The organism is Streptomyces sp. Go-475 (assembly GCF_003330845.1).
In the GTDB taxonomy this organism is placed as follows: Bacteria; Actinomycetota; Actinomycetes; order Streptomycetales; family Streptomycetaceae; genus Streptomyces.
Window position 1 is genome coordinate 1,891,775 of the sequence record NZ_CP026121.1, and the last position, 20,656, is coordinate 1,912,430.

22 protein-coding genes are annotated in these 20,656 nt (G+C 68.2%); 6 read left to right on the forward strand and 16 right to left on the reverse strand.

Annotated features, from left to right (window positions below; genetic code table 11):
* Positions 1 to 13 precede the first annotated feature (13 nt).
* On the forward strand, positions 14 to 484 hold the full coding sequence (locus C1703_RS08690) for an NUDIX domain-containing protein (protein ID WP_114251355.1): 471 nt from the start codon (positions 14 to 16) through the stop codon (positions 482 to 484).
* A 485-nt stretch (positions 485 to 969) separates the two neighbouring features.
* On the opposite strand, the gene C1703_RS08700 is transcribed toward C1703_RS08690, so the two are convergent.
* The 5 genes from C1703_RS08700 to C1703_RS08715 form a co-directional block, all read right to left on the reverse strand.
* A complete protein-coding gene (locus C1703_RS08700) occupies positions 970 to 1,518 on the reverse strand; it encodes an HDIG domain-containing metalloprotein (RefSeq protein WP_114251356.1) in 549 nt (182 codons plus the stop codon).
* 538 nt (positions 1,519 to 2,056) lie between these two features.
* Positions 2,057 to 4,264: a hypothetical protein gene (locus C1703_RS38905; protein ID WP_157993089.1), complete on the reverse strand. Its 2,208-nt coding sequence runs from the start codon at positions 4,262 to 4,264 to the stop codon at positions 2,057 to 2,059.
* Positions 4,265 to 4,482: 218 nt separating this feature from the next.
* On the reverse strand, positions 4,483 to 5,472 hold the full coding sequence (gene dapD, locus C1703_RS08705; protein ID WP_114251357.1) for a 2,3,4,5-tetrahydropyridine-2,6-dicarboxylate N-succinyltransferase: 990 nt from the start codon (positions 5,470 to 5,472) through the stop codon (positions 4,483 to 4,485).
* A gap of 209 nt (positions 5,473 to 5,681) precedes the next feature.
* Positions 5,682 to 6,230, reverse strand: a complete 549-nt coding sequence (locus C1703_RS08710) for a TetR family transcriptional regulator (protein ID WP_114251358.1) — start codon at positions 6,228 to 6,230, stop codon at positions 5,682 to 5,684.
* Positions 6,230 to 6,550: a multidrug efflux SMR transporter gene (locus tag C1703_RS08715; protein WP_114251359.1), complete on the reverse strand. Its 321-nt coding sequence runs from the start codon at positions 6,548 to 6,550 to the stop codon at positions 6,230 to 6,232. Before C1703_RS08715 ends, C1703_RS08710 begins: the two co-directional genes overlap by 1 nt.
* Positions 6,551 to 6,732: 182 nt before the next feature.
* Between C1703_RS08715 and C1703_RS08720 the strand changes: the two genes are divergently transcribed.
* Positions 6,733 to 7,566 (forward strand): AbfB domain-containing protein, encoded by an 834-nt coding sequence (locus tag C1703_RS08720; RefSeq protein ID WP_114251360.1) that lies wholly within the window; start codon positions 6,733 to 6,735, stop codon positions 7,564 to 7,566.
* 58 nt (positions 7,567 to 7,624) lie between these two features.
* Here C1703_RS08720 and C1703_RS08725 read toward each other — a convergent pair whose 3' ends face one another.
* From C1703_RS08725 to C1703_RS08760, 8 genes are read right to left on the reverse strand one after another with little or no spacing between them, the layout of a single operon-like run.
* Positions 7,625 to 7,957 carry a metal-sulfur cluster assembly factor gene (locus C1703_RS08725; RefSeq protein WP_031117370.1) on the reverse strand — a complete coding sequence of 111 codons (333 nt, stop codon included), beginning with the start codon at positions 7,955 to 7,957 and terminating at the stop codon, positions 7,625 to 7,627.
* On the reverse strand, positions 7,954 to 8,424 hold the full coding sequence (gene sufU, locus C1703_RS08730; protein WP_114251361.1) for a Fe-S cluster assembly sulfur transfer protein SufU: 471 nt from the start codon (positions 8,422 to 8,424) through the stop codon (positions 7,954 to 7,956). Before sufU ends, C1703_RS08725 begins: the two co-directional genes overlap by 4 nt.
* Before the next feature lie 18 nt (positions 8,425 to 8,442).
* Complete coding sequence (locus C1703_RS08735; protein ID WP_114251362.1) at positions 8,443 to 9,699, reverse strand: cysteine desulfurase; 1,257 nt, start codon at positions 9,697 to 9,699, stop codon at positions 8,443 to 8,445.
* On the reverse strand, positions 9,696 to 10,460 hold the full coding sequence (sufC, locus tag C1703_RS08740; protein ID WP_114251363.1) for a Fe-S cluster assembly ATPase SufC: 765 nt from the start codon (positions 10,458 to 10,460) through the stop codon (positions 9,696 to 9,698). Before sufC ends, C1703_RS08735 begins: the two co-directional genes overlap by 4 nt.
* A 7-nt stretch (positions 10,461 to 10,467) precedes the next feature.
* On the reverse strand, positions 10,468 to 10,785 hold the full coding sequence (locus tag C1703_RS08745) for a non-heme iron oxygenase ferredoxin subunit (RefSeq protein WP_031117374.1): 318 nt from the start codon (positions 10,783 to 10,785) through the stop codon (positions 10,468 to 10,470).
* Positions 10,782 to 11,966: a Fe-S cluster assembly protein SufD gene (sufD, locus tag C1703_RS08750; RefSeq protein ID WP_114251364.1), complete on the reverse strand. Its 1,185-nt coding sequence runs from the start codon at positions 11,964 to 11,966 to the stop codon at positions 10,782 to 10,784. Before sufD ends, C1703_RS08745 begins: the two co-directional genes overlap by 4 nt.
* Before the next feature lie 54 nt (positions 11,967 to 12,020).
* Positions 12,021 to 13,442 carry a Fe-S cluster assembly protein SufB gene (gene sufB / locus C1703_RS08755; protein WP_114251365.1) on the reverse strand — a complete coding sequence of 474 codons (1,422 nt, stop codon included), beginning with the start codon at positions 13,440 to 13,442 and terminating at the stop codon, positions 12,021 to 12,023.
* Positions 13,439 to 14,182 carry an ArsR family transcriptional regulator gene (locus tag C1703_RS08760; protein ID WP_114251366.1) on the reverse strand — a complete coding sequence of 248 codons (744 nt, stop codon included), beginning with the start codon at positions 14,180 to 14,182 and terminating at the stop codon, positions 13,439 to 13,441. Before C1703_RS08760 ends, sufB begins: the two co-directional genes overlap by 4 nt.
* 161 nt (positions 14,183 to 14,343) lie before the next feature.
* On the opposite strand from C1703_RS08760, the gene C1703_RS08765 reads away from it, so the two are divergent.
* Genes C1703_RS08765 through C1703_RS08780 form a run of 4 tightly spaced genes read left to right on the forward strand, consistent with a single transcriptional unit; the run spans position 14,344 to position 17,946 of the window.
* Positions 14,344 to 15,138 (forward strand): AAC(3) family N-acetyltransferase, encoded by a 795-nt coding sequence (locus C1703_RS08765; RefSeq protein WP_114251367.1) that lies wholly within the window; start codon positions 14,344 to 14,346, stop codon positions 15,136 to 15,138.
* A gap of 49 nt (positions 15,139 to 15,187) precedes the next feature.
* The gene (locus C1703_RS08770; protein WP_114251368.1) at positions 15,188 to 16,111 is read left to right on the forward strand and encodes an ABC transporter ATP-binding protein; all 924 of its coding nucleotides are present in this window, start codon (positions 15,188 to 15,190) and stop codon (positions 16,109 to 16,111) included.
* On the forward strand, positions 16,108 to 16,884 hold the full coding sequence (locus tag C1703_RS08775) for an ABC transporter permease (protein WP_114251369.1): 777 nt from the start codon (positions 16,108 to 16,110) through the stop codon (positions 16,882 to 16,884). The genes C1703_RS08770 and C1703_RS08775 overlap by 4 nt, the downstream gene beginning before the upstream one ends.
* A gap of 54 nt (positions 16,885 to 16,938) precedes the next feature.
* Complete coding sequence (locus C1703_RS08780) at positions 16,939 to 17,946, forward strand: COX15/CtaA family protein (protein ID WP_114251370.1); 1,008 nt, start codon at positions 16,939 to 16,941, stop codon at positions 17,944 to 17,946.
* Here C1703_RS08780 and C1703_RS08785 read toward each other — a convergent pair.
* The 3 genes from C1703_RS08785 to C1703_RS08795 all read right to left on the reverse strand — a co-directional run bounded on the left by C1703_RS08785 (position 17,943) and on the right by C1703_RS08795 (position 20,516).
* Positions 17,943 to 19,049 (reverse strand): amidohydrolase family protein, encoded by a 1,107-nt coding sequence (locus tag C1703_RS08785; protein ID WP_114251371.1) that lies wholly within the window; start codon positions 19,047 to 19,049, stop codon positions 17,943 to 17,945. The two genes, C1703_RS08780 and C1703_RS08785, sit on opposite strands and share 4 nt — an antisense overlap.
* A gap of 158 nt (positions 19,050 to 19,207) precedes the next feature.
* On the reverse strand, positions 19,208 to 19,540 hold the full coding sequence (locus tag C1703_RS08790; RefSeq protein WP_114251372.1) for a hypothetical protein: 333 nt from the start codon (positions 19,538 to 19,540) through the stop codon (positions 19,208 to 19,210).
* Positions 19,541 to 19,598: 58 nt separating this feature from the next.
* Positions 19,599 to 20,516, reverse strand: coding sequence for a heme o synthase (locus C1703_RS08795; RefSeq protein ID WP_198678410.1), 918 nt, complete (start codon positions 20,514 to 20,516; stop codon positions 19,599 to 19,601).
* Positions 20,517 to 20,656 lie beyond the last annotated feature (140 nt).

Sequence of the window (20,656 nt, forward strand, 5' to 3'; positions counted from 1 at the left end):
CGAGGCTGGAGGCATGGCCCGAGTCGACTACTTCAACGATCCGAACGCCCCGAAGGCGAACAGCATCGTCCCGTCCGTAACCGCGGTGGCGCTGAACGACGCCGGGGAAATCCTGCTGATCCACAAGACGGACAACGACCTCTGGGCCCTGCCCGGCGGCGGGGTCGACGTCGGCGAGTCAGCGCCCGACGCAGCCGTACGGGAGACGAAGGAAGAAACCGGCTTCGACGTCGAGGTGACCGGCCTGGTCGGCACCTACACCAACCCGGCCCACGTCATGGCGTACGACGACGGTGAAGTGCGCCAGCAGTTCTCCATCTGCTTCCGGGCGCGCATCGTCGGCGGCGAGCTGCGCACGAGCAGCGAGAGCAAGGAAGTGGCGTTCGTGCACCCCAGGCGGCTGGACAGGCTGAACATCCATCCGTCGATGCGGATGCGGATTGATCACGGACTCCAGGAACGGCCCGAGCCATACCTTGGCTGAGGCACTCGGCCCAGGCAGCGCATCACTTGAAGATGAAGTCCGCGCACGCGACGATCGCCGAAATGACCCCGACGGCGACGCCCAGGGTCGCACTCATCTGCTGCCGATCCTGCATGAGCGCTGCGTGGGGCCCTTGCGCTTTGCCTCCGGCTCCACGCAGTGCTTTCAGGCCTTGCCACTTGTGCTCACGGATCCAACACCCTCGCAAGAGGCCTTGAGCGTTGTTGCGGCACCTTCCCTGCCGTCCCAGGGCGATGCACCTGAGCGGCGCTTGGAGGAGGAAGTACAGGACAGCTACGGAGGCTACGAGGATGAGAATCCCCGGCCCGATGATGTCCGAAGCCCATGCCAAGATCCCCAGTAAGAGAATCACGACGCCCCAACGCTTCTTCAGTAAGTCCCCCAGGCCACCCATGCGACGGACCGTAGAGCATTCAACGCACCTGCGGAAGATCGCCTGTCGGCCATGCGCCCAGACCCGGGCCTCAGCCCAAGCGCCCTCGAACCCGCTGGACCGCTTCGCCCAGGTAGGGCCGCGCCTTGCTGATCGCGTTGTGCACCTCGCTGCCCGGCTCGTATCGCTTCAAGATCTCGTCGATGCGGTGGTCGAAGTCGAAGGACTGCCCGGCCGGGCCGGTCGTCATGTCGGCATAGATCAACGCGTCCAGGACGGGAGAGTCCTCCCGCTCATACACAGCCAACTCATCGGTCAGCCCACGCTGTTCAGCCTCGTACACCGCACCAGAGTGGTGGGCGACCAGTCGGACGAGTCGTGACGGTGCCCCTTGCGTCTCCAGGTAGCGCGCTCCGTCAAGCGGATGAAACCCCGTGTCCCGCAGCTCCGGGGCGTAGCCGATGTCATGCAGCCACGCGGCAGCGATGAGCAGATCCCGGTCCTCTGCGGACACAGCCGCCGAAGCCTCAGACGCACGCGCCGCCACGGCCTGAGTGTGCAGCCAGCGGTTCCCGAGCGGAGGCAAGAGCGACTCGGCCAGCTCGGCCGCACCTTGGGGCGTATCCAATCCAGAGGTCATAGATCGCACGGTAGCCGAACAGGGCACCTCGCTGAAGCCGGGGACCGGCCGCTTCCGATCACTGGACGCGGTAAGACTTTCCCTACTTCATCAAGGGCTCGCCTCGCTCGCCGTTGCCCCGGCCTCCTGAACTGCATGCAGTCCGATCACAGATCGGAGGTGCCGCGCACAGCGCGGCGGCGCCAGCCGGTCGCCGTCGCGCCGCCCCTCCTTGCCTTCGTCACCGGGGCCGCGCGCCGTCGCCCGTCCGCGCCCACAGGGGGCGAAGACCAGGCCGGGGTAAAGGTGAGACGGCCCAGCCGAGGTCAGAACCCGTCGTGGCTGCTGGGGCGGTCGGCTCCACGGCTTTAGGCAGCCACTTTGGCGCGAGCCTCGAAGATCATGGCCCCAACGTCGTGCTTTACCGGGCAGGTTCACAGACTGCCCGACGCGCCGGAAGCTTACGGGGCCATGATCCCTCGCGCCAAAGCAGCTCCAGCCCAAAGCCGCTCCGCCGACCTATCTACACACCATCCCGCGCCTTTTCCTGATCCGACTACTATTCCTGAGCGTTAGTGGAGACGATACTTTCCAGGACTTCCTGCTCAACCAAGGCAACTCCTCCATCAGCCATTTTTCCCTTAGCGGACTTAAGGCGGTTGACCGTGTCGCGAATCTTTCTCCGGAGAACCCTGCCAGGTAGGTTGCCATGTTCTGCTCGCACCTGCTCGACCACCTGCATTATGTGGGGAGAGACTCCCTCGAGAAATGAGACGTCCAACATAACTGGCAGCTCGCTGCGCATGTTCTTGGAAATCTGCGCTCGTACGGGACCGATTTCCAGGTACCTCAACAGGAAGTCAGGACTCATCACCGGGGAAAGCGGCGGATCCCCAGTTATCCTACTCCTAAGCAATTCATTGACCTTAAACGCCGTCCCATCTAGAGTCAGCCACCACGAGTTGAAGCCCAGCGGACTCTTGTTTTCTTTCTTCCTTCTCTGCACGACACCTAGATAACACTCGACATCATGATTTACCAGGATCTGAATCGTCGCGGGAGCGAACTTATTCAGTCTTCGCTCTCGCGCCTCATGCCAGATATCCTGGACGGCTCCGCGAAGCTCGATATCAGCTGTGGCAGCCTCTTCGTTTAGTTCCTGTACCCGGATCCCGTGCACATCACTCAGGTAATCGGCCACATCCTCGAGCGGCTGTTCGCCACCCCGAAAGTTCTCCAGCCAGCTACCTAGTGCCGCTGTTTCCCTTCCGCTCGCTGCATGAGCTGCGGCGAGGAAAGGTACATCCCCGTCCCATCGCTTACTCTGCCCGACAACGCGAGCATAAGCCAGGGATCGGCGCATGTGCGAAGCTATCTCCTCAACAATTCCACTGGTCACACGGAGGGAAATGTCGCAGTCGCGTGCAGCTTCCAGCAAGCGAGTGAAGGATCTATTCTCGTCATCGGCCAATTCTTCCGCCAACACAGGGAGAATGAGGTTAGCATCAAGCCAAATGGTCCCGCCGCTGAACAGCTTCACCACGGTCTTCTGTACATCTGGCGTAGCCTGCAAGAGCGAGAACAAGGTATAAGACTCAAGGCGACCGCGCATGTATTCGCGAGTTACCCCGATGGAGTTATTAATGATCGAGGAGATCGCATACGAGACGATTCTCCTAACCTTGCTCGAAGGGGTTTTTTTCGTATCACGCATCGCGCGGTCGATAAGTGGCTCAAGACTCTCTGACTGGTAATCAGAGATTCGCGAAGAAACGAGCGCATCTGCGAATGATTTGCCTCGCTCCAGGAGGATCCTGTCGAGAGCTGCCTCGACGAGGCCACACGCGGCAGCCGTTTCGGCCGTCGAGATACTCTCATTCTCGACGTTGGCCATTTCAATCACCCGGGATTGCACTTCATCCCTGAATTTCTCTTGAATCAGGGTGTATGACGTCATGCGGTCTTTGAGACGCAAGGACGCATCATGCGAAAGACAGAACTCGTCAGAACGTGACCAATGCCGAACCGCCCCCTTTGTCAAGCGCCTGAGAGCGCCGTCAACCAGATCACCGTACTCGCGTCCCCCGGGAAGCATGCTTGCGACGCGTTCGTGTACTTCCTCGCGGGTGATCCGCCGGTCTGAATCAGTATCTCGCAAGGCGGCCCTAACGAGGGATTCGAAGCCGACCTTCGTAAGACCCTTGTGACGATCCTCATCGCCGTAGGTGAGCTCAAGGAAAAGAGCTGCTTCCTGCTCCTCGACAGAGGAAAGTGACGGCAGAGAAGGAGTTACGCCAAGTGCCGAGGAAGCTAGCGGGTCAACCTTAATCTTTGCCAGTGATTCGGCAGCCTCCTCGGTCTGAGAGTGCAGGTTCACCCGATCAAGGAACCAGGCTCGATCCCAGACATCCAACGATAGCTTGTACTCTTTCCTCAGCCTCCTTTTTACGTCGTCGACCTTTGTCCCAATCTCTTGATTGGTTACATAAACCAGTTCCCTGGCGCTCGGCGCGGTATTTTTCAACCTTTCCGCTGTCCTGAGAATCTTACCCGAGAAATCGACAGTTACTGAGTACTGGAAAATTACCGTGTCGTCGTCCACGGGCGAAAAAAGACGAGCATCCCTTCCCCCGTCTCCTCCCACAGAAGCAACAGTTCGAAGCTCTCCGAACTCCAGAACAGCAAACGCCGAAGCCAGCTGTTCGAATAGCGCACCATCGTGAGCATTAAGTTGCTTAAGTGCGAGCTCAAATCGATCGCGGTGCATCAGACCCCTCCGGAGGTCGTGTTGGCGCCGATTCAGCGCACCATCCCTATGCATAGGGTAGTGGCCCCGCTACGGGTACAACGTCAAGCGCCCTCCCTGGGCCGTCCTGGGGCCGTGGAAGGGCGCTCAACGATGACCAACGCCGACAACTACCGACAGCTCAGCAGCAGGTCAGGGCGTTGATCGATTAGGCGGCCGCAGGTCACGGCCGCCGTTGATCAGTTGTGGCTGTGCAGGATCTCGTTCAGTCCGCCCCACACCGCGTTGTTCGGCCGGGCCTCGACCGTGCCGGTGACCGAGTTGCGGCGGAAGAGGATGTTGGACGCGCCGGACAGCTCGCGGGCCTTGACGATCTGGCCGTCGGGCATGGTGACGCGGGTGCCGGCGGTGATGTACAGGCCGGCCTCGACGACGCACTCGTCGCCGAGCGCGATGCCGACGCCCGCCTCGGCGCCGACCAGGCACCGCTCGCCGATGGAGATGATCACGTTGCCGCCGCCGGACAGCGTGCCCATGGTCGACGCGCCGCCGCCGATGTCGGAGCCGTCGCCGACCACGACACCCGCCGAGATGCGGCCCTCGACCATCGACGTGCCGAGCGTGCCGGCGTTGAAGTTGACGAAGCCCTCGTGCATGACGGTGGTGCCCTCGGCGAGGTGGGCGCCGAGGCGGACCCGGTCGGCGTCGGCGATGCGGACGCCCTTGGGGGCCACGTAGTCGGTCATGCGCGGGAACTTGTCGACGGAGGTCACCTGGAGGTGCAGGCCCTCGGCGCGCGCGTTGAGCCGGACCTTCTCCAGGTCGTCGACGGCGACCGGGCCGAGCGAGGTCCAGGCGACGTTGGCGAGGAAACCGAAGATGCCGTCCAGGCTCTGGCCGTGCGGCTTGACCAGGCGGTGGGAGAGCAGGTGCAGACGCAGGTAGGTGTCGTGCGCGTCGATCGGCTTCTCGTCGAGCGAGGCGATGACCGTGCGGACCGCGACCACCTCGACGCCCCGGCGGGCGTCCGGGCCGATCGCCGCGGTCGCGCCACCGCCGAGCAGCTCCGCGGCACGCTCGGCGGACAGCCGCTCGGTGCCGGACGGGCCGGGCTCTACGACGAGCTCGGGCGCGGGGAACCAGGTGTCGAGGACGGTGCCGTCGGCGGCGATCGTGGCGAGGCCGGCGGCCACGGCGCCGGTGGTGCGAGGAGCAGTCGTGTCGGTCATGAGGGCAACCTAACCGGCGGACGGCGGTCGATGCGAACCGGTGCGGGGCCGTCTCACGGGACGGGCGGTATCCATCCCGGCACAACACGCCTCAACAGCACGGACACCGACGTCACGACATCCGCGCACACCGAACCCGAGCCCCTCCCACCCGGCGACAGCAGATCAGCAGATCCGCAAACCCCGGCCCGGGGACACCCCCACCCGCATCACGCCTCGGCCCCCGTCAGCACCCGCCCCAACACCTCCCGCGCATACGCCTCGTCATACGGCACCCCCGTCAGCAGCACCTGCAGACAGATCCCGTCGACGACCGCCACCAGCGCCCGCGCGGTGACGGGATCCGTCCGCCGGGACAGCTGCTCGGCGACGTCCTCGGCCCACTCGGCGGCGACGGGCCGCAGGGCGGGCCGGCGCAGGGCGGCCAGGTACAGCTCGTACTCCAGCTCCACCCCCGTGCGGTCGCCGGAGAGCCACTGTCCGATCCACCCGGCGAGTTCGGCGGCCAGGTCGGTCCGGGGGTCGTCCAGACCACCGCACGAGGCGATCACCTTGGCGAAGCCCTCGTTGGTCTGCCGCAGCGCGGCGACCAGCAGCTCGTCGAGGGTCTTGAAGTGGTACGTCGTGGAGCCGAGCGGCACGTCGGCCTCGGCGGCGGCGGTGCGGTGGCTGAGCCCCGCGATGCCCTTCGATCCGACGACCCGGATCGCCGCGTCGATGATCCGCTGCCGCCGCTCGGGGTCGTGGCGCCGGGGCATCAGTGGGCACCTCCCAGGTTCAGCACCACGACGCCGACGATGATCAGCCCGATCCCGGCGGCCTTGGCGACGGTCATCCCCTCGCCCAGGAAGACGATGCCGATCGTGGCGATGGCGGCCGTGCCGACCCCGGCCCAGATGGCGTAGGCCGTGCCGACGGAGACGGTCTTCAGGGTCTGCGCGAGCAGCCCGAAGGAGAGGAGGTAGCCCAGGAGCGTGAGGAGCGAGGGCCCGAGCCTGCTGAACCCGTCGCTGTACTTCATGGCGGTGGTCGCGCCCACTTCGGCGGCGATGGCGCCGGCCAGCAGCAGATAACCCATGTGTACGAGCGTACACATCATCTGTACGGCCGTACATAACGAGGGCCCGGATACCGAAGAGAAACCGCTCTCACCAAACGAGCCACACCAGTCCCACGTGTCCACTACGGTGTCCACCCGATCACACACCGGGCCCCCACAACCGCGCCGCCGTCAAGGGTGCCCCGCCGGAGGAACATCGCATGTCAGAAGAGAAGTCCCGGCCGCCTCAGGACCGTCCCTGGGAGAGCGGCTGGGCCCCGGACACCACCCGGGCACCGGGAACGCGACGGCTGTGGCTGGCGGGGGCCCTCGCCCTGGCCACGGTCACCGCGAGCGTCACGGCCATCACCGTGATGAACCGGGAGTCCGCCGAGCCCACCCCCCAGGCGGCGGAGCCGACCACCCTCAGCAGTTCGGCCCCGGGCGGCCTGATCTCGTTCGCGACGCCCTCCGAGGGCGGCTCAGCGAAGCCCGGCGCGGGCCGCGCCCACCCGTCCCCCACTCCGGCGAGCAGCGCTCCCAGCGCCTCTCCGAGTCCGGAGCCCCGCACCACGGCCCCCGAGCCGCCGAAGGCGTCCACCGCTCCGTCGAAGCGCCCGAAGCCCCCGTCCTCCCCCGGCATATCCATACGCGCGGTCAACTTCCCCGACCGCTACTGGCGGGTGCGCGACGGCTATGTGCGCCTCGACCGGATCGGCTCGGGTTCCGAGCAGCGCGAGGACGCCACCTTCCAGCGCGTCGCCGGCCTCTCCGACTCCTCCTGCTACTCCTTCACCACCGCGGACGGCCGCTACCTGCGCCACCGCAGTTTCGTCCTGGTCGCGAACCGGGACGACGGCTCGTCCCTGTTCCGCAAGGACGCCACGTTCTGCCCCCGCGTCTGGTCCCCGTCGGGAACGCTCTCGCTGGAGTCGGTCAACTACCCGGGGCGCTTCCTGCGGCACCGTGACTTCCAGGTCCGGCTGGACCCCTACGAGCACAGTCACCAGTACCACTCGGACGCGTCGTTCCAGATCGTGCCCGGGCTGGACTGAGCACGCGTGAGGGCGGCACCCCGGGAAGGGTGCCGCCCTCACGTACGTCAGCGGGATCTCAGACGTTGAACCCGAGCGCCCGAAGCTGCTCCCGGCCATCGTCCGTGATCTTGTCCGGGCCCCACGGCGGCATCCAGACCCAGTTGATGCGCAGCTCGTTCACCAGGCCGTCCGTGGCGGACTTGGCCTGGTCCTCGATGACGTCCGTCAGCGGGCAGGCCGCCGACGTCAGGGTCATGTCGACGGTCGCGATGTTCGCGTCGTCGATGTGGATGCCGTAGATCAGGCCCAGGTTGACGACGTCGATGCCCAGCTCGGGGTCGACGACGTCCATCAGGGCCTCACGGAGTTCCTCCTCCGAGGCCGGCTTCATCTCCACGGTCTCGCTCATGCCGTCGTCTCCTTCTCGGCGTCGGCTCCGCCCAGCACCTGGGCCGTCGCGTCCTTCCAGGCCATCCAGCTCAGCAGGGCGCACTTCACCCGGGCCGGGTACTTGGACACCCCGGCGAACGCCACCGCGTCCTCCAGGATGTCCTCCATCGCGTCGTCGGGCTCGAGCTTCCCCTTGGACTGCATCAGCTCCAGGAAGGTCTCCTGGATCTTCCGCGCGTCCGCGAGGTCCTTGCCGACGAGGAGGTCGTTCAGTACGGACGCGCTCGCCTGGCTGATCGAGCAGCCCTGGCCCTCGTACGAGACGTCCTCGATCTTCGTTCCGTCGTACTTCACGCGCAACGTGATCTCGTCACCGCACGTCGGGTTGACGTGGTGCACCTCGGCGTCGCCATCCCGAAGACCACGCCCGTGCGGGTTCTTGTAGTGGTCCAGGATGACTTCCTGGTACATGGAGTCCAGCTTCACGGTCTCAGCTCACGCCCTTCAGCCGAAGAAGTTCCGAACGTGCTCCAGGCCGTCGACCAGCGCGTCGATCTCGGCCGGCGTGGAGTACAGATAGAACGACGCTCGCGTGGTCGCAGGAATTCCGTACCGCAGGCAGACCGGCCGCGCGCAGTGGTGGCCGACCCGGACCGCGATGCCCTGCTCGTCGAGGACCTGGCCCACGTCGTGCGGGTGGATGTCCCCGAGGGTGAAGGAGATCGCCGCGCCCCGCTCCTCGGCCGTGGTCGGGCCGATGATGCGCAGGTCGGGGACCTCCAGCAGCCGCTTGACGGCGTACTCGGTGAGCGCGTGCTCGTGGGCGAGGATCTTGTCCATGCCGATCGAGTTGAGGTAGTCGATCGCCGCGCCGAGACCGACCGCCTGGGCGACCGGCGGGGTGCCCGCCTCGAACTTGTGCGGGGCGGGAGCGTACGTCGACGAGTGCATCGACACCGTCTCGATCATCTCGCCGCCGCCGAGGAACGGGGGCAGGTCCTCCAGCAGCTCCTGGCGGCCCCAGAGGACGCCGATGCCGGTCGGGCCGCACATCTTGTGGCCGGTGAAGGCCACGAAGTCGGCCTGTAGGGCCTGCACGTCCAGCGGCATGTGCGGGGCGGCCTGGGAGGCGTCGACGCAGACCAGGGCGCCGACCTCCTGGGCGCGGCGCACGATCGCCTCGACCGGGTTCTGGGTGCCGAGGATGTTGGAGACCAGCACGAAGGAGACGATCTTCGTCTTCTCGGTGATGACCTCGTCGATGTTCGACAGGTCCAGGCGGCCGTCGTCGGTGAGGCCGAACCACTTCAGCTTCGCGCCCGTGCGCTGCGCGAGCAGCTGCCACGGCACGATGTTGGAGTGGTGCTCCATCTCCGTGATGACGATCTCGGTCTCGGAGTCCACGCGGTAGGGCTCGTCGGCCCAGCCCAGCATGTTCGCCACGAGGTTGAGCGACTCGGAGGCGTTCTTGGTGAAGATCACCTCGTCGCGGCTCGGCGCGTTGACGAACGCGGCGACCTTGTCGCGCGCGCCCTCGTACAGCGCCGTGGCCTCCTCGGCGAGCACATGCACACCGCGGTGGACGTTGGCGTTGTAGCGCTCGTAGTACTCACTGAGGGCGTCCAGCACCTGGCGCGGCTTCTGGCTGGTCGCCGCGTTGTCCAGGTACACGAGCTTCCGGCCGTCGTGGACCTGGCGGTCCAGGATCGGGAAGTCCTTGCGGATCGCCTCGGTGTCGAGAAGGCCCGGCAACTGTGTCACTCGGATGCGCCACCCTTCGTGTAGGCCTCGTAGCCCTCTTCCTCCAGCTTGTCGGCGAGCTCGGCGCCGCCGGACTCGACGATCCGGCCGCCGGAGAAGACGTGCACGTGGTCGGGCTTGATGTAGCGGAGGATGCGCGTGTAGTGCGTGATCAGCAGGGTGCCGACCTCGCCCGTCTCGCGGACGCGGTTCACGCCCTCGGAGACGACGCGCAGGGCGTCGACGTCCAGGCCGGAGTCGGTCTCGTCGAGGATCGCCATCTTCGGCTTGAGGAGCTCCAGCTGGAGGATCTCGTGGCGCTTCTTCTCACCGCCGGAGAAGCCCTCGTTGACGTTGCGCTCGGCGAAGGCGGGGTCCATGTTGAGGCGCTCCATGGCCTCCTTGACCTCCTTCACCCAGGTGCGCAGCTTGGGGGCCTCGCCGCGGATGGCGGTGGCGGAGGTGCGCAGGAAGTTGGAGACGGAGACGCCGGGGACCTCGACCGGGTACTGCATGGCGAGGAAGAGGCCGGCGCGGGCGCGCTCGTCGACGGACATCTCCAGGACGTCCTCGCCATCGAGGGTGACGGTGCCGCCGGTGATCGTGTACTTGGGGTGACCCGCGAGGGAGTAGGCGAGGGTCGACTTGCCCGAGCCGTTGGGGCCCATGATGGCGTGCGTCTCGCCCTGCTTCACGGTGAGGTCGACGCCCTTGAGGATCTCCTTCGTGGCGTTGTCGGCCTCGACGGTGACGTGCAGGTCTCGGATTTCAAGCGTTGCCATGGGTGCCTCAGGACTCCTGGGTGAGGGAGACGAGCACGTCGTCCCCTTCGATCTTTACGGGGTATACGGGGACGGGGCGCGTCGCCGGAAGGGCGTCGGGCTTGCCGGAACGGAGGTCGAAGCGCGAGCCGTGCAGCCAGCACTCGATGTGGCAGTCGTCGACCTCGCCCTCCGACAGGGAGACGTTCGCGTGCGAGCAGATGTCGTGGATCGCGAACACCTCGCCCTCGGTCTGCACGATGGACACGGGCGTGCCGTCGAGTTCCACCCGCTTCGGGGTGTCGTCCTCCAGCTCGCCCAGTCCACAGGCGCGTACGAAGGTCATGCGACCGCCGCCTCCAGCTCCTCCTCGATCTTGGCGATCAGGCGCTCCTCGATGTCGGGGAGGCCGATCTGCTGGACCAGCTCGGCGAAGAAGCCACGGACCACCAGGCGGCGCGCCTCGTACTCCGGGATGCCGCGGGCCATGAGGTAGAAGAGCTGCTCGTCGTCGAAGCGGCCGGTCGCCGAGGCGTGGCCGGCGCCGACGATCTCGCCGGTCTCGATCTCGAGGTTCGGTACGGAGTCCACGCGCGCCCCGTCAGTGAGGACCAGGTTGCGGTTCATCTCGTACGTGTCGGTGCCCTCGGCCTTGGCCTCGATGAGCACGTCACCGATCCACACGGCGTGCGCGTCGTCGCCCTGGAGCGCGCCCTTGTAGACGACGTTCGACTTGCAGTGCGGGACGTTGTGGTCGACGAGGAGGCGGTGCTCCTGGTGCTGGCCCTGGTCGGTGAAGTAGAGGCCGAACAGCTCGGCCTCGCCGCCGGGGCCGGCGTACCGCACGCGCGGGTGCAGCCGGACGACGTCGCCGCCGAAGGTGACGACGACGGACTTGAAGGAGGCGTCACGGCCGACGAGCGCGTTGTGCTGGGCGACGTGGACGGCCTTCTCGTCCCAGTCCTGGACGGAGACGACGGTCAGCTTGGCGCCGTCTCCGAGGATGTAGTCGACGTTGGCCGCGAGCACCGCGTCGCCGGTGTGGTCGATGACCACGACGGCCTCGGCGAAGGCGCCCAGCTCGATCACCTGGTGGCCGAAGGCGGTGCCGCCCTCGCCGTGCACCGCGATGCGGATGGGCTCGGTGAGGACGGTCTCCTTGGGGACGGTCACGACCGAGGCCTTCTCGAAGGCGGAGTAGGCCTGGGCGGCGACCCGGTCCACCGGGGTGCCGGCCTTGCCGAGCCGCGCGTCGTCGCGGCCGACGGCCTCGACGGTGACGCCCTCGGGGGCCTGGACGTCGACCTTCACGCCGTCGCCGTTCGCGACGGCGGTGCCGTCGTGCAGACCGCGCAGGCGCTCCAGCGGGGTGAACCGCCACTCCTCCTCCCGGCCGTGCGGGACGGGGAAGTCCGCCACGTCGAAGGAGGGGGGCGCGCTCATGCGCGTGGCGACGGTCGACTCCGCGGCGACCGCGATCGAGCCGGCGGTGGTCGAGCCCACCGGGATGTTCTGGGCCTCAGCCATGGCTGTCGTAGTGCTCTCTTTCCTGAATGGGACGTCTGCTGTCGAGGGGGCGGGTCAGCCGACCGCGCCTTCCATCTGCAGCTCGATCAGCCGGTTGAGCTCCAGCGCGTACTCCATGGGGAGCTCCTTGGCGATGGGCTCGACGAAGCCGCGCACGATCATCGCCATGGCCTCGTCCTCGCTCAGGCCGCGGCTCATCAGGTAGAAGAGCTGGTCCTCGGAGACCTTGGAGACGGTCGCCTCGTGGCCCATGGACACGTCGTCCTCGCGGACGTCCACGTAGGGGTAGGTGTCCGAGCGGGAGATCGTGTCGACCAGCAGCGCGTCGCAGAGCACGTTCGACTTGGAGCCCGGGGCGCCCTCGCCGATCTCGATCAGACCGCGGTAGGAGGTGCGGCCGCCGCCTCGCGCCACCGACTTGGAGACGATGTTCGACGAGGTGTTCGGGGCCATGTGGACCATCTTCGCGCCCGCGTCCTGGTGCTGGCCCTCGCCGGCGAAGGCGATGGACAGGGTCTCGCCCTTGGCGTGCTCGCCCATCAGGTAGACGGCCGGGTACTTCATCGTCACCTTGGAGCCGATGTTGCCGTCGATCCACTCCATGGTCGCGCCCTCGTACGCCACGGCGCGCTTGGTGACCAGGTTGTAGACGTTGTTCGACCAGTTCTGGATGGTCGTGTAGCGGCAGCGGGCGTTCTTCTTGACGATGATCTCGACGACCGCGGAGTGCAGCGAGTCCGACTTGTAGATCGGGGCGGTGCAGCCCTCGACGTAGTGCACGTAGGCACCCTCGTCGACGATGATCAGGGTCCGCTCGAACTGGCCCATGTTCTCCGTGTTGATGCGGAAGTAGGCCTGGAGCGGGATCTCCACGTGGACGCCCGGCGGCACGTAGATGAAGGAGCCGCCCGACCACACGGCGGTGTTCAGCGCGGCGAACTTGTTGTCACCGGCGGGGATGACCGTGCCGAAGTACTCCTTGAAGAGCTCCGGGTGCTCCTTCAGCGCGGTGTCCGTGTCGAGGAAGATGACGCCCTGCTCCTCCAGGTCCTCGCGGATCTGGTGGTAGACGACCTCCGACTCGTACTGCGCGGCGACACCGGCGACGAGGCGCTGCTTCTCCGCCTCGGGGATGCCGAGCTTGTCGTACGTGTTCTTGATGTCCTCGGGCAGGTCCTCCCAGGACTCCGCCTGCTTCTCCGTGGAGCGCACGAAGTACTTGATGTTGTCGAAGTCGATGCCGGAGAGGTCCGAGCCCCAGTTCGGCATGGGCTTCTTCTCGAACAGGCGCAGGCCCTTGAGGCGGAGCTTGGTCATCCACTCCGGCTCGCTCTTCTTGGAGGAGATGTCCCGGACGACGTCCTCGGCCAGGCCGCGACGCGCCGACGCACCGGCATCGTCCCGGTCGGCCCAGCCGTATTCGTACTTGCCCAGGCCCTCGAGCTCAGGGTGGGCAGTCTCCGTGGGGAGAGTCATGCGGGGTTCCTCCCGGCCGTGCTTGCAGATGCGTTGTGGGAAATCTTGGGGATGAACGTCGTGCAGACGCCGTCGCCGTGCGCGATGGTGGCGAGCCGCTGTACGTGCGTACCGAGCAGCTCCGCGAAAAATTCCGTCTCCGCCTCGCACAGCTGCGGGAACTGCTCGGCGACGTGGGCGACCGGGCAGTGGTGCTGGCAGAGCTGCTCACCCTTCTGCGGGTGGGGCGCGCTGCGCGCCGTAGCAGCGTACCCGTCCGCGCTCAGGGCCTTGGCCAGCGCTTCGGCCCGCTTCTCGGGCGGAGCGGCCTCGACCGCCGAGCGGTAGGCGCCCGCCTGGGCGGCGATCCGCGCGCGGGCGAAGGCGGCGATCGCCTCGCTGCCGCCCTCGCGGTCGGCGATCCAGCGCAGGGCGTCGGCCGCGAGCTTGTCGTACGACTGGTCGAAGGCGTCCCGGCCGCAGTCCGTCAGGGCGAACACCTTGGCGGGCCGGCCGCGGGTACGCGCGCCGTAGACCCGCCGCTCGCGGGCTTCCACGACACCGTCGCCCGCGAGGGCGTCGAGGTGCCGGCGTACGGCCGCCTGGGTGAGGCCGAGCCGCTCGGCGAGCTCCGCGACGGTCGAGGGGCCGTGGTCCAGGATGGATCGCGCGACCCGGTTGCGCGTCGAGCGCTCCCCGGTCGCGAGCTCCTCCTGCGGGGCCCCCGTGGGGGTCTCCCGAGCCTCGCCGACGTTTTTCACAACGCCATTGTTGCGTAATTCTTCAGGGGCGGGCAAGCCGCGTCCGGCCCACCCGACGGTGCCCTGCGTCACTTAGGCATACCTAAACTGACCTGCGGAAATGATCTCTGATCGATCAAACCGGTGGCATGCCCCAGCCACTTCCGGGACACTCCCGAACCATGCCCACACCCCCTCCGACCGGCCCTCTTGTCACCCAGGACACCCTGCGCGCACAGCTGCGCGAGCTGGGTGTGCGGCCCGGCGAGACCCTCCTCGTGCACTCCTCGCTCAGCTCCCTCGGCTGGGTCAACGGCGGCGCCGTCGCGGTGGTGCGGGGACTGCTCGACGCGCTCGGCCCGGAGGGCACGCTGGTGGTCCCCACCCAGACCGGCAAGCTCTCCGACCCCGCCCTGTGGAGCAATCCGCCGGTACCCCCCGAGTGGTGGACGGCCATCCGCGCCACGATGCCCGCCTACGACCCGAGGATCACGCCCGCGAGCGGCGTCGGCGTCGTACCGGAGACCGTGCGCACCTGGCCCGGCGCGCTGCGCAGCGCGCACCCCCAGACCTCGTTCGCGGCGATCGGGCCCCGCGCGGCGGAGGTGACCGAGGGGCACGCCACCGACTGCCGGCTCGGCGAGCACAGCCCGCTGGCGACACTGGAGGCGATGGGCGCCCGGGTCCTGCTGCTCGGCGCGGGCTACGCCACCTGCACCAGCTTCCACCTCGCCGAGTACCGGATACCGTCCCCGCGCGTCGCCGTGGGCCGGCCCGGGCCGAAGGGCTGGGAGACGGTGATCGAGGTGTCGATCAGCTCGGACCGCTTCGACGAGCTGGGCTACGACTTCGAACGCGACCGTCCCGTCGTCCGCGGCAAGGTCGGGGCGGCCGAGGCGCGGCTGTTCCCGGTGGCGGACGCGGTGGCCTACGCCGAGCGGTGGCTGGCGGTGCACCGGCCGCGCGAGGAGGAGTAGCCGTACCCCCCGGACCGGGACCCCGCGCGCGTACCTAGACTCTGGACCCATGCGAAGTGAGCCCGTGGTCCAGGTCCAGGCCCTGGTGAAGCGGTACGGCACGAAGACCGCGGTGGACGGGCTCGACCTGGTGGCCCGCCAGGGCGTGACCGCCGTGCTCGGCCCGAACGGGGCGGGCAAGACGACCACGGTCGAGACCTGCGAGGGGTACCGGAAGCCGGACTCCGGCACGGTGCGCGTCCTGGGCCTCGACCCGGTGAGGGACTCCCGTGCGCTGCGGCCCCGGGTCGGCGTGATGCTCCAGTCCGGCGGCGTCTACTCGGGCTCCCGCGCCGACGAGATGCTCCGCCACGTGGCCAGGCTGCACGCCCATCCCCTGGACGTGGACGCGCTCATCGAACGCCTCGGGCTCGGCTCCTGCGGCCGTACGACGTACCGGCGGCTGTCGGGCGGGCAGCAGCAGCGGCTCGCTCTCGCCATGGCCGTGGTCGGCCGCCCGGAGCTGGTCTTCCTGGACGAGCCGACCGCCGGGCTCGACCCGCAGGCCCGCCGCGCCACCTGGGACCTGGTCCGGGACCTGCGCGCCGACGGCGTCTCCGTGATCCTCACCACGCACTACATGGACGAGGCCGAGCAGCTCGCCGACGACGTGGCGATCATCGACGCCGGCCGGGTCATCGCCCAGGGCTCCCCGGAGGAGCTGTGCCGGGGCGGCGCCGAGAACACCCTCCGCTTCACCGGCCGGCCCGGCCTGGACGTGGGCTCGCTGCTCAAGGCCCTGCCCGCCGACTGCTCCGCCGCCGAACTGACACCGGGCTCCTACCGGGTCACCGGCAAGGTCGACCCGCAGCTGCTCGCCACGGTCACCTCCTGGTGCGCCCAGCACGGCGTGATGCCGGAGAAGATCTCGGTCGAGCGGCACACCCTGGAGGACGTCTTCTTGGAGCTCACCGGCAAGGAGCTGCGCTCATGACCGCCACCGGCACGGGGATGTACACGCCGGAGCCCGGCGCGGCCCCCCTCCCCCGCATGATCGCGGCCCAGGCCGCACTCGAGACGAAGATGCTGCTGCGCAACGGCGAGCAGCTGCTGCTGACCGTCGTCATCCCGACGCTGCTGCTGGTGCTCTTCAGCACCGTGGACATCGTCGACACGGGCTCCGGGAAGGCGGTCGACTTCCTCGCCCCCGGCATCCTCGCGCTCGCGGTGATGTCGACCGCGTTCACGGGGCAGGCGATCGCGACCGGCTTCGAGCGCCGCTACGGCGTGCTGAAGCGGCTCGCCTCCTCGCCCCTGCCGCGCTGGGGCCTGATGACGGCGAAGACGCTGTCGGTGCTGGTCACCGAGGTGCTCCAGGTGATCCTGCTGACGGTGATCGCCTTCGCGCTCGGCTGGTCGCCGCAGGGCAACCCGTTCGCCGTGCTGCTGCTCCTGGTCCTCGGTACGGCGGCCTTCTCGGGCCTCGGGCTGCTGATGGCCGGGACGCTGAAGGCCGAGGCGACGCTGGCCGCCGCCAACCTGGTGTTCCTGCTGCTGCTCGTCGGCGGCGGGGTCGTCGTCCCGCTCGACAAGTTCCCGGCCGGAGCGCAGGACGTGCTCGGCCTGCTGCCCATCGCGGCCCTGTCCGGCGGGCTGCGGGACGTCCTCCAGCACGGGGCCGGGATGCCCTGGGGCGACCTGGGGATCCTCGCGGTCTGGGCGGTCGCGGGGCTGGCCGCGGCCGGGAAGTTCTTCCGCTGGGAGTAGGGAAGGTGTCCTGTGACGGACCCTCGTGAAAGCGTGCACAAGCGGCCGCCTACGATGGGACGCGTGCCGAAAGTGACCCCCGCCGACGCCAGGGCGGCCCTGCGCAACCCGCTCGCCTTCATCGCCGAGCGCTGGACCCCACAACCCCGTACGGTCCAGCGCGCGGCCCTCTCCGCGATCCTGATGTCGGTGCTCATCGTGGTCACCGGCGGTGCCGTACGGCTGACCGGCTCGGGCCTGGGCTGCCCGACCTGGCCCAAGTGCACCGACGACTCGCTCACCGCCACCAGCGCGATGGGCGTCCACGGCGCCATCGAGTTCGGCAACCGCATGCTGACGTACGTGCTGTGCGCCGCCGTCGGCTGGGCGATCATCGCCGCGCGCTCGCAGAAGCCGTACCGGCGCGGTCTGACCCGGCTGGGCTGGGCGCAGTTCTGGATCGTGATGAGCAACGCGGTGCTCGGCGGCATCGTGGTGCTGGTCGGTCTCAACCCGTACACGGTCGCGGCGCACTTCGTGGCGACGTCCGCGCTCATCGCGGTGGCCACGGTGATGTGGCAGCGCACCCGTGAGGGCGACGCGCCGCCGCGCCCGCTGGTCGGCAAGGCCGTGCAACAGCTGGTGTGGTTCCTGGTGGCGGCGGCCGTACTGCTCATCCTGGTGGGCACGGTGGTCACCGGCGCGGGTCCGCACGCGGGCGACTCCAGCGAGGTCGAGCGGATGCCGGTCGACTGGGAGACGGTGAGCAAGCTGCACGCCGTGCTCGCGTGGATCGTGGTGACGCTGACGTTCGCCCTGTGGTTCGTCCTCAAGGCGGTCGACGCGCCCAAGGGCCCGCTGCACCGCACCCGTGAACTGTTCCTCATCCTGCTCGCGCAGGGCGTCATCGGTTACGTCCAGTACTTCACCGACCTGCCCGAGGTCCTGGTCGGCATGCACATGCTGGGCTCGGCCGTGATGTGGATCTGGGTCCTGCGGGTGGTGCTGTCGCTGCGGGAGCGCCCGGAGATCATGGCCGACGTGCCCGGCCCCTCGACCGAGGCGACTCTGAGCAAGGCCTAGTCGAGTCCGTAGACCCGCCGCGCGTTCCCCGACGCCAGCATCCCCGCCACCCGCTGCGCGTCGGTCAGTGACCAGGCGCCCTCGGCGACCCAGGTGCCGAGCACCCGGCCGAGGGCCTCGCGGAAGAGGCGGGCGCCCACCACGTGCAGTTCGGGCAGGCCCTGCGCCCCGGTGGAGAAGAGGATCTTGCCGAAGGGGGCCAGCTCCAGGATCTCCGCGAGGACCGTCGCGGCGCGGGCGCCGGTGCGGACCAGGGCGGCGCCGGAGTCGACGTAGACGTGCGGGAAGACGCCGGCGAGGTGGGCGGCGTGCCGGTGGTACGGGTAGCCGTGCAGCAGGACCAGATCCGTGCCGAGCCCGGCCGTGGCCCGGACGAAGTCCGTCAGCAGCACCGGGTCCGTACGGTCGATGCGCAGGCCCGGCGCGCCGAGCCCCGCGTGCAGCTGGAGTGGCCGGCCCGAGGCGACCGCGCTCCACAGCAGGTGCCGCAGCAGCACGGGGTCGCTCAGCTCCCCGCCGACCCCGCGCCCGGCGAGCCAGCGGCCGACGGCACCGCGCACCTCACCCGGCCCGGGTGGCTCGGGCGCGAGCGCGAGGCCGTGCCGTACGCCGGCCACGGAGGTGAACGCGACGGCGTGCGCGGCGGCGGCGTGCACCGACTCGGCGAGGTTGGCGAGGAAGGACTCGACGGTTCCGGAAGTGTCCGCGACCTGCTCGGCGAGCAGTTCCAGGCGGACGATCTCGTGGGCCTCGGCCGACCCGGCGGTGGCCAGCTCCCCGGGTCCGGTCAGGTCCCCGGGCAGGCCGGTGTCGACCAGGTAGGTCGTGATGCCGCTGCCGCGCAGGAGACGGCGGCCGGACTCCAGGACGCCCAGTTCGCGGCGGCGGGCGAGGTAGCGGGCGGGCGGGCAGTGCGGTTCGAGACCGAGCAGGGGCGGGCACCAGCGCCGCACGGCGAAGCCGGTCTGGGTGTCGAAGAGGGTGGTGCCGGCGGCGGGTGGGCCCTCGGTGCGGGAGAGGTGGGCCTCGAAGGTGCCGAGGCCCAGCTCCGTGCGGAGCACTCCGTGGCAGTACTGGTCCACCAGTGACGGCGTTTCGATCATCCGGGCCTCCCGGTGTGGACCCTATTGTTCCTGTGGGTCCTAACGGGTGAACCGGGTTTGAGGTCGCGGTCCCGGGGTGGGGTGCCGGTGTTGTCCGGCGGGTGCGGGATGTCTGTGGTTGCTCGCGCAGTTCCCCGCGCCCCCCAAAACCAAGCTGCTCAGCCGTTGGACGGGCCGCCTACCTGGATGCCCGCCATGCGCGACCATTCGTAGCGGCCCGTCTTGACCTTCGCGGCGAATTCGCCGTCGAAGGACTCGTGGCGGGTGATGCCCGACTTCTCCACGGCCTTCTCGGCGATCTCGTAAGAGGGGGCCACCAGGTCGCCCCAGTTGCCGTCCTCGCCGACCAGGACGATGCGGGCGCCGCGCTCGCCGAGGTAGGCGACCTGGCCCTCGGCGCCGCCGTGGGCCTTGGAGAACGAGGTGATCTGCTGGGCCAGCCGGGCCGCCTTGCGCTCGGCCTTCGGGTCTGCCTGCTGCGTCTCTGCCATGACCAGGATGCTACTCACGGGTAGATCGACTGGCGAGGGCAGGGCCGTGTGACGTACGTCAGCGCAGGAACGGGTCGACCGCGACGGCCACGAACAGCAGCGACACGTAGGTGATCGACCAGTGGAACAGGCGCATCTCCTTCAGCTTGGCGCCCGTCACCTCCGCCTTCGCGCGGTTCTGCAGGCCGTGCGCCTCCCAGAGCCAGAAACCGCCCGCCAGCAGGGCGACCGAGGTGTAGAACCAGCCGGTGTAGCCGAGCGGGGTCAGCAGCAGCGAGACGGCGACCATGACCCAGCTGTAGATCACGATCTGCTTGGCGACGACCTTGTTGGAGGCGACCACCGGCAGCATCGGCACGCCCACGCGCGCGTAGTCCTCCTTGACCTTCATGGACAGCGGCCAGTAGTGCGGCGGCGTCCAGAAGAACATGACGAGGAAGAGGATGATCGGCGCCCACGACATGGAGTTCGTGACCGAGGACCAGCCGATCAGCACGGGCAGGCAGCCGGCGATGCCGCCCCACACGATGTTCTGCGAGGTACGGCGCTTGAGGATCATCGTGTAGACGACGACGTAGAAGAGGAGCGCGCCGAGGGAGAGCCAGGCGCTCAGCCAGTTCACGGTGAGGCCGAAGAGCAGCGTCGAGGTGATCGCCAGGGTGATGCCGAAGGCGAGGCACTCGCGCGGGCTGACCATGCCGGTGACCAGCGGGCGCTGCGAGGTGCGGTCCATCAGCGCGTCGATGTCGCGGTCGATGTACATGTTGAGCGCGTTGGCGCCGCCCGCGGACATGTAACCGCCGACGCAGGTCAGCAGCACCAGCGTCAGGTCGGGCACGCCCTGCTGCGCCAGGAACATCACCGGGACGGTGGTGATCAGGAGCAGCTCGATGATCCGCGGCTTGGTGAGAGCCACGAACGCCATCACACGGGCCCCGAACGGCCGGTGGGCCGGGCTCTGGTCCGTCCCGAGCATCCCCGCTGGACGGGATTCAACGGCCGTCACGCACACCCCTACAGAGACATCCCAGCGAGCCTCAGCCGTGTGAAGTCCCGGTAAAGGCTCGCGCGTACCACGCCACTTTAGACGTTGCCCAGAGTCGGACATCCGCGGGG

Excerpts from the sequence above, each read along its gene's own strand:
- C1703_RS08690 (WP_114251355.1), top strand. The coding sequence starts at position 14 with ATGGCCCGAGTCGACTACTTCAACGATCCGAACGCCCCGAAGGCGAAC.
- C1703_RS08700 (WP_114251356.1), bottom strand. The coding sequence starts at position 1,518 with ATGACCTCTGGATTGGATACGCCCCAAGGTGCGGCCGAGCTGGCCGAG.
- C1703_RS38905 (WP_157993089.1), bottom strand. The coding sequence starts at position 4,264 with ATGCACCGCGATCGATTTGAGCTCGCACTTAAGCAACTTAATGCTCAC.
- dapD (WP_114251357.1), bottom strand. The coding sequence starts at position 5,472 with ATGACCGACACGACTGCTCCTCGCACCACCGGCGCCGTGGCCGCCGGC.
- C1703_RS08710 (WP_114251358.1), bottom strand. The coding sequence starts at position 6,230 with ATGCCCCGGCGCCACGACCCCGAGCGGCGGCAGCGGATCATCGACGCG.
- C1703_RS08715 (WP_114251359.1), bottom strand. The coding sequence starts at position 6,550 with ATGGGTTATCTGCTGCTGGCCGGCGCCATCGCCGCCGAAGTGGGCGCG.
- C1703_RS08720 (WP_114251360.1), top strand. The coding sequence starts at position 6,733 with ATGTCAGAAGAGAAGTCCCGGCCGCCTCAGGACCGTCCCTGGGAGAGC.
- C1703_RS08725 (WP_031117370.1), bottom strand. The coding sequence starts at position 7,957 with ATGAGCGAGACCGTGGAGATGAAGCCGGCCTCGGAGGAGGAACTCCGT.
- sufC (WP_114251363.1), bottom strand. The coding sequence starts at position 10,460 with ATGGCAACGCTTGAAATCCGAGACCTGCACGTCACCGTCGAGGCCGAC.
- C1703_RS08745 (WP_031117374.1), bottom strand. The coding sequence starts at position 10,785 with ATGACCTTCGTACGCGCCTGTGGACTGGGCGAGCTGGAGGACGACACC.
- sufD (WP_114251364.1), bottom strand. The coding sequence starts at position 11,966 with ATGGCTGAGGCCCAGAACATCCCGGTGGGCTCGACCACCGCCGGCTCG.
- sufB (WP_114251365.1), bottom strand. The coding sequence starts at position 13,442 with ATGACTCTCCCCACGGAGACTGCCCACCCTGAGCTCGAGGGCCTGGGC.
- C1703_RS08765 (WP_114251367.1), top strand. The coding sequence starts at position 14,344 with ATGCCCACACCCCCTCCGACCGGCCCTCTTGTCACCCAGGACACCCTG.
- C1703_RS08770 (WP_114251368.1), top strand. The coding sequence starts at position 15,188 with ATGCGAAGTGAGCCCGTGGTCCAGGTCCAGGCCCTGGTGAAGCGGTAC.
- C1703_RS08775 (WP_114251369.1), top strand. The coding sequence starts at position 16,108 with ATGACCGCCACCGGCACGGGGATGTACACGCCGGAGCCCGGCGCGGCC.
- C1703_RS08780 (WP_114251370.1), top strand. The coding sequence starts at position 16,939 with ATGGGACGCGTGCCGAAAGTGACCCCCGCCGACGCCAGGGCGGCCCTG.
- C1703_RS08785 (WP_114251371.1), bottom strand. The coding sequence starts at position 19,049 with ATGATCGAAACGCCGTCACTGGTGGACCAGTACTGCCACGGAGTGCTC.
- C1703_RS08790 (WP_114251372.1), bottom strand. The coding sequence starts at position 19,540 with ATGGCAGAGACGCAGCAGGCAGACCCGAAGGCCGAGCGCAAGGCGGCC.
- C1703_RS08795 (WP_198678410.1), bottom strand. The coding sequence starts at position 20,516 with ATGCTCGGGACGGACCAGAGCCCGGCCCACCGGCCGTTCGGGGCCCGT.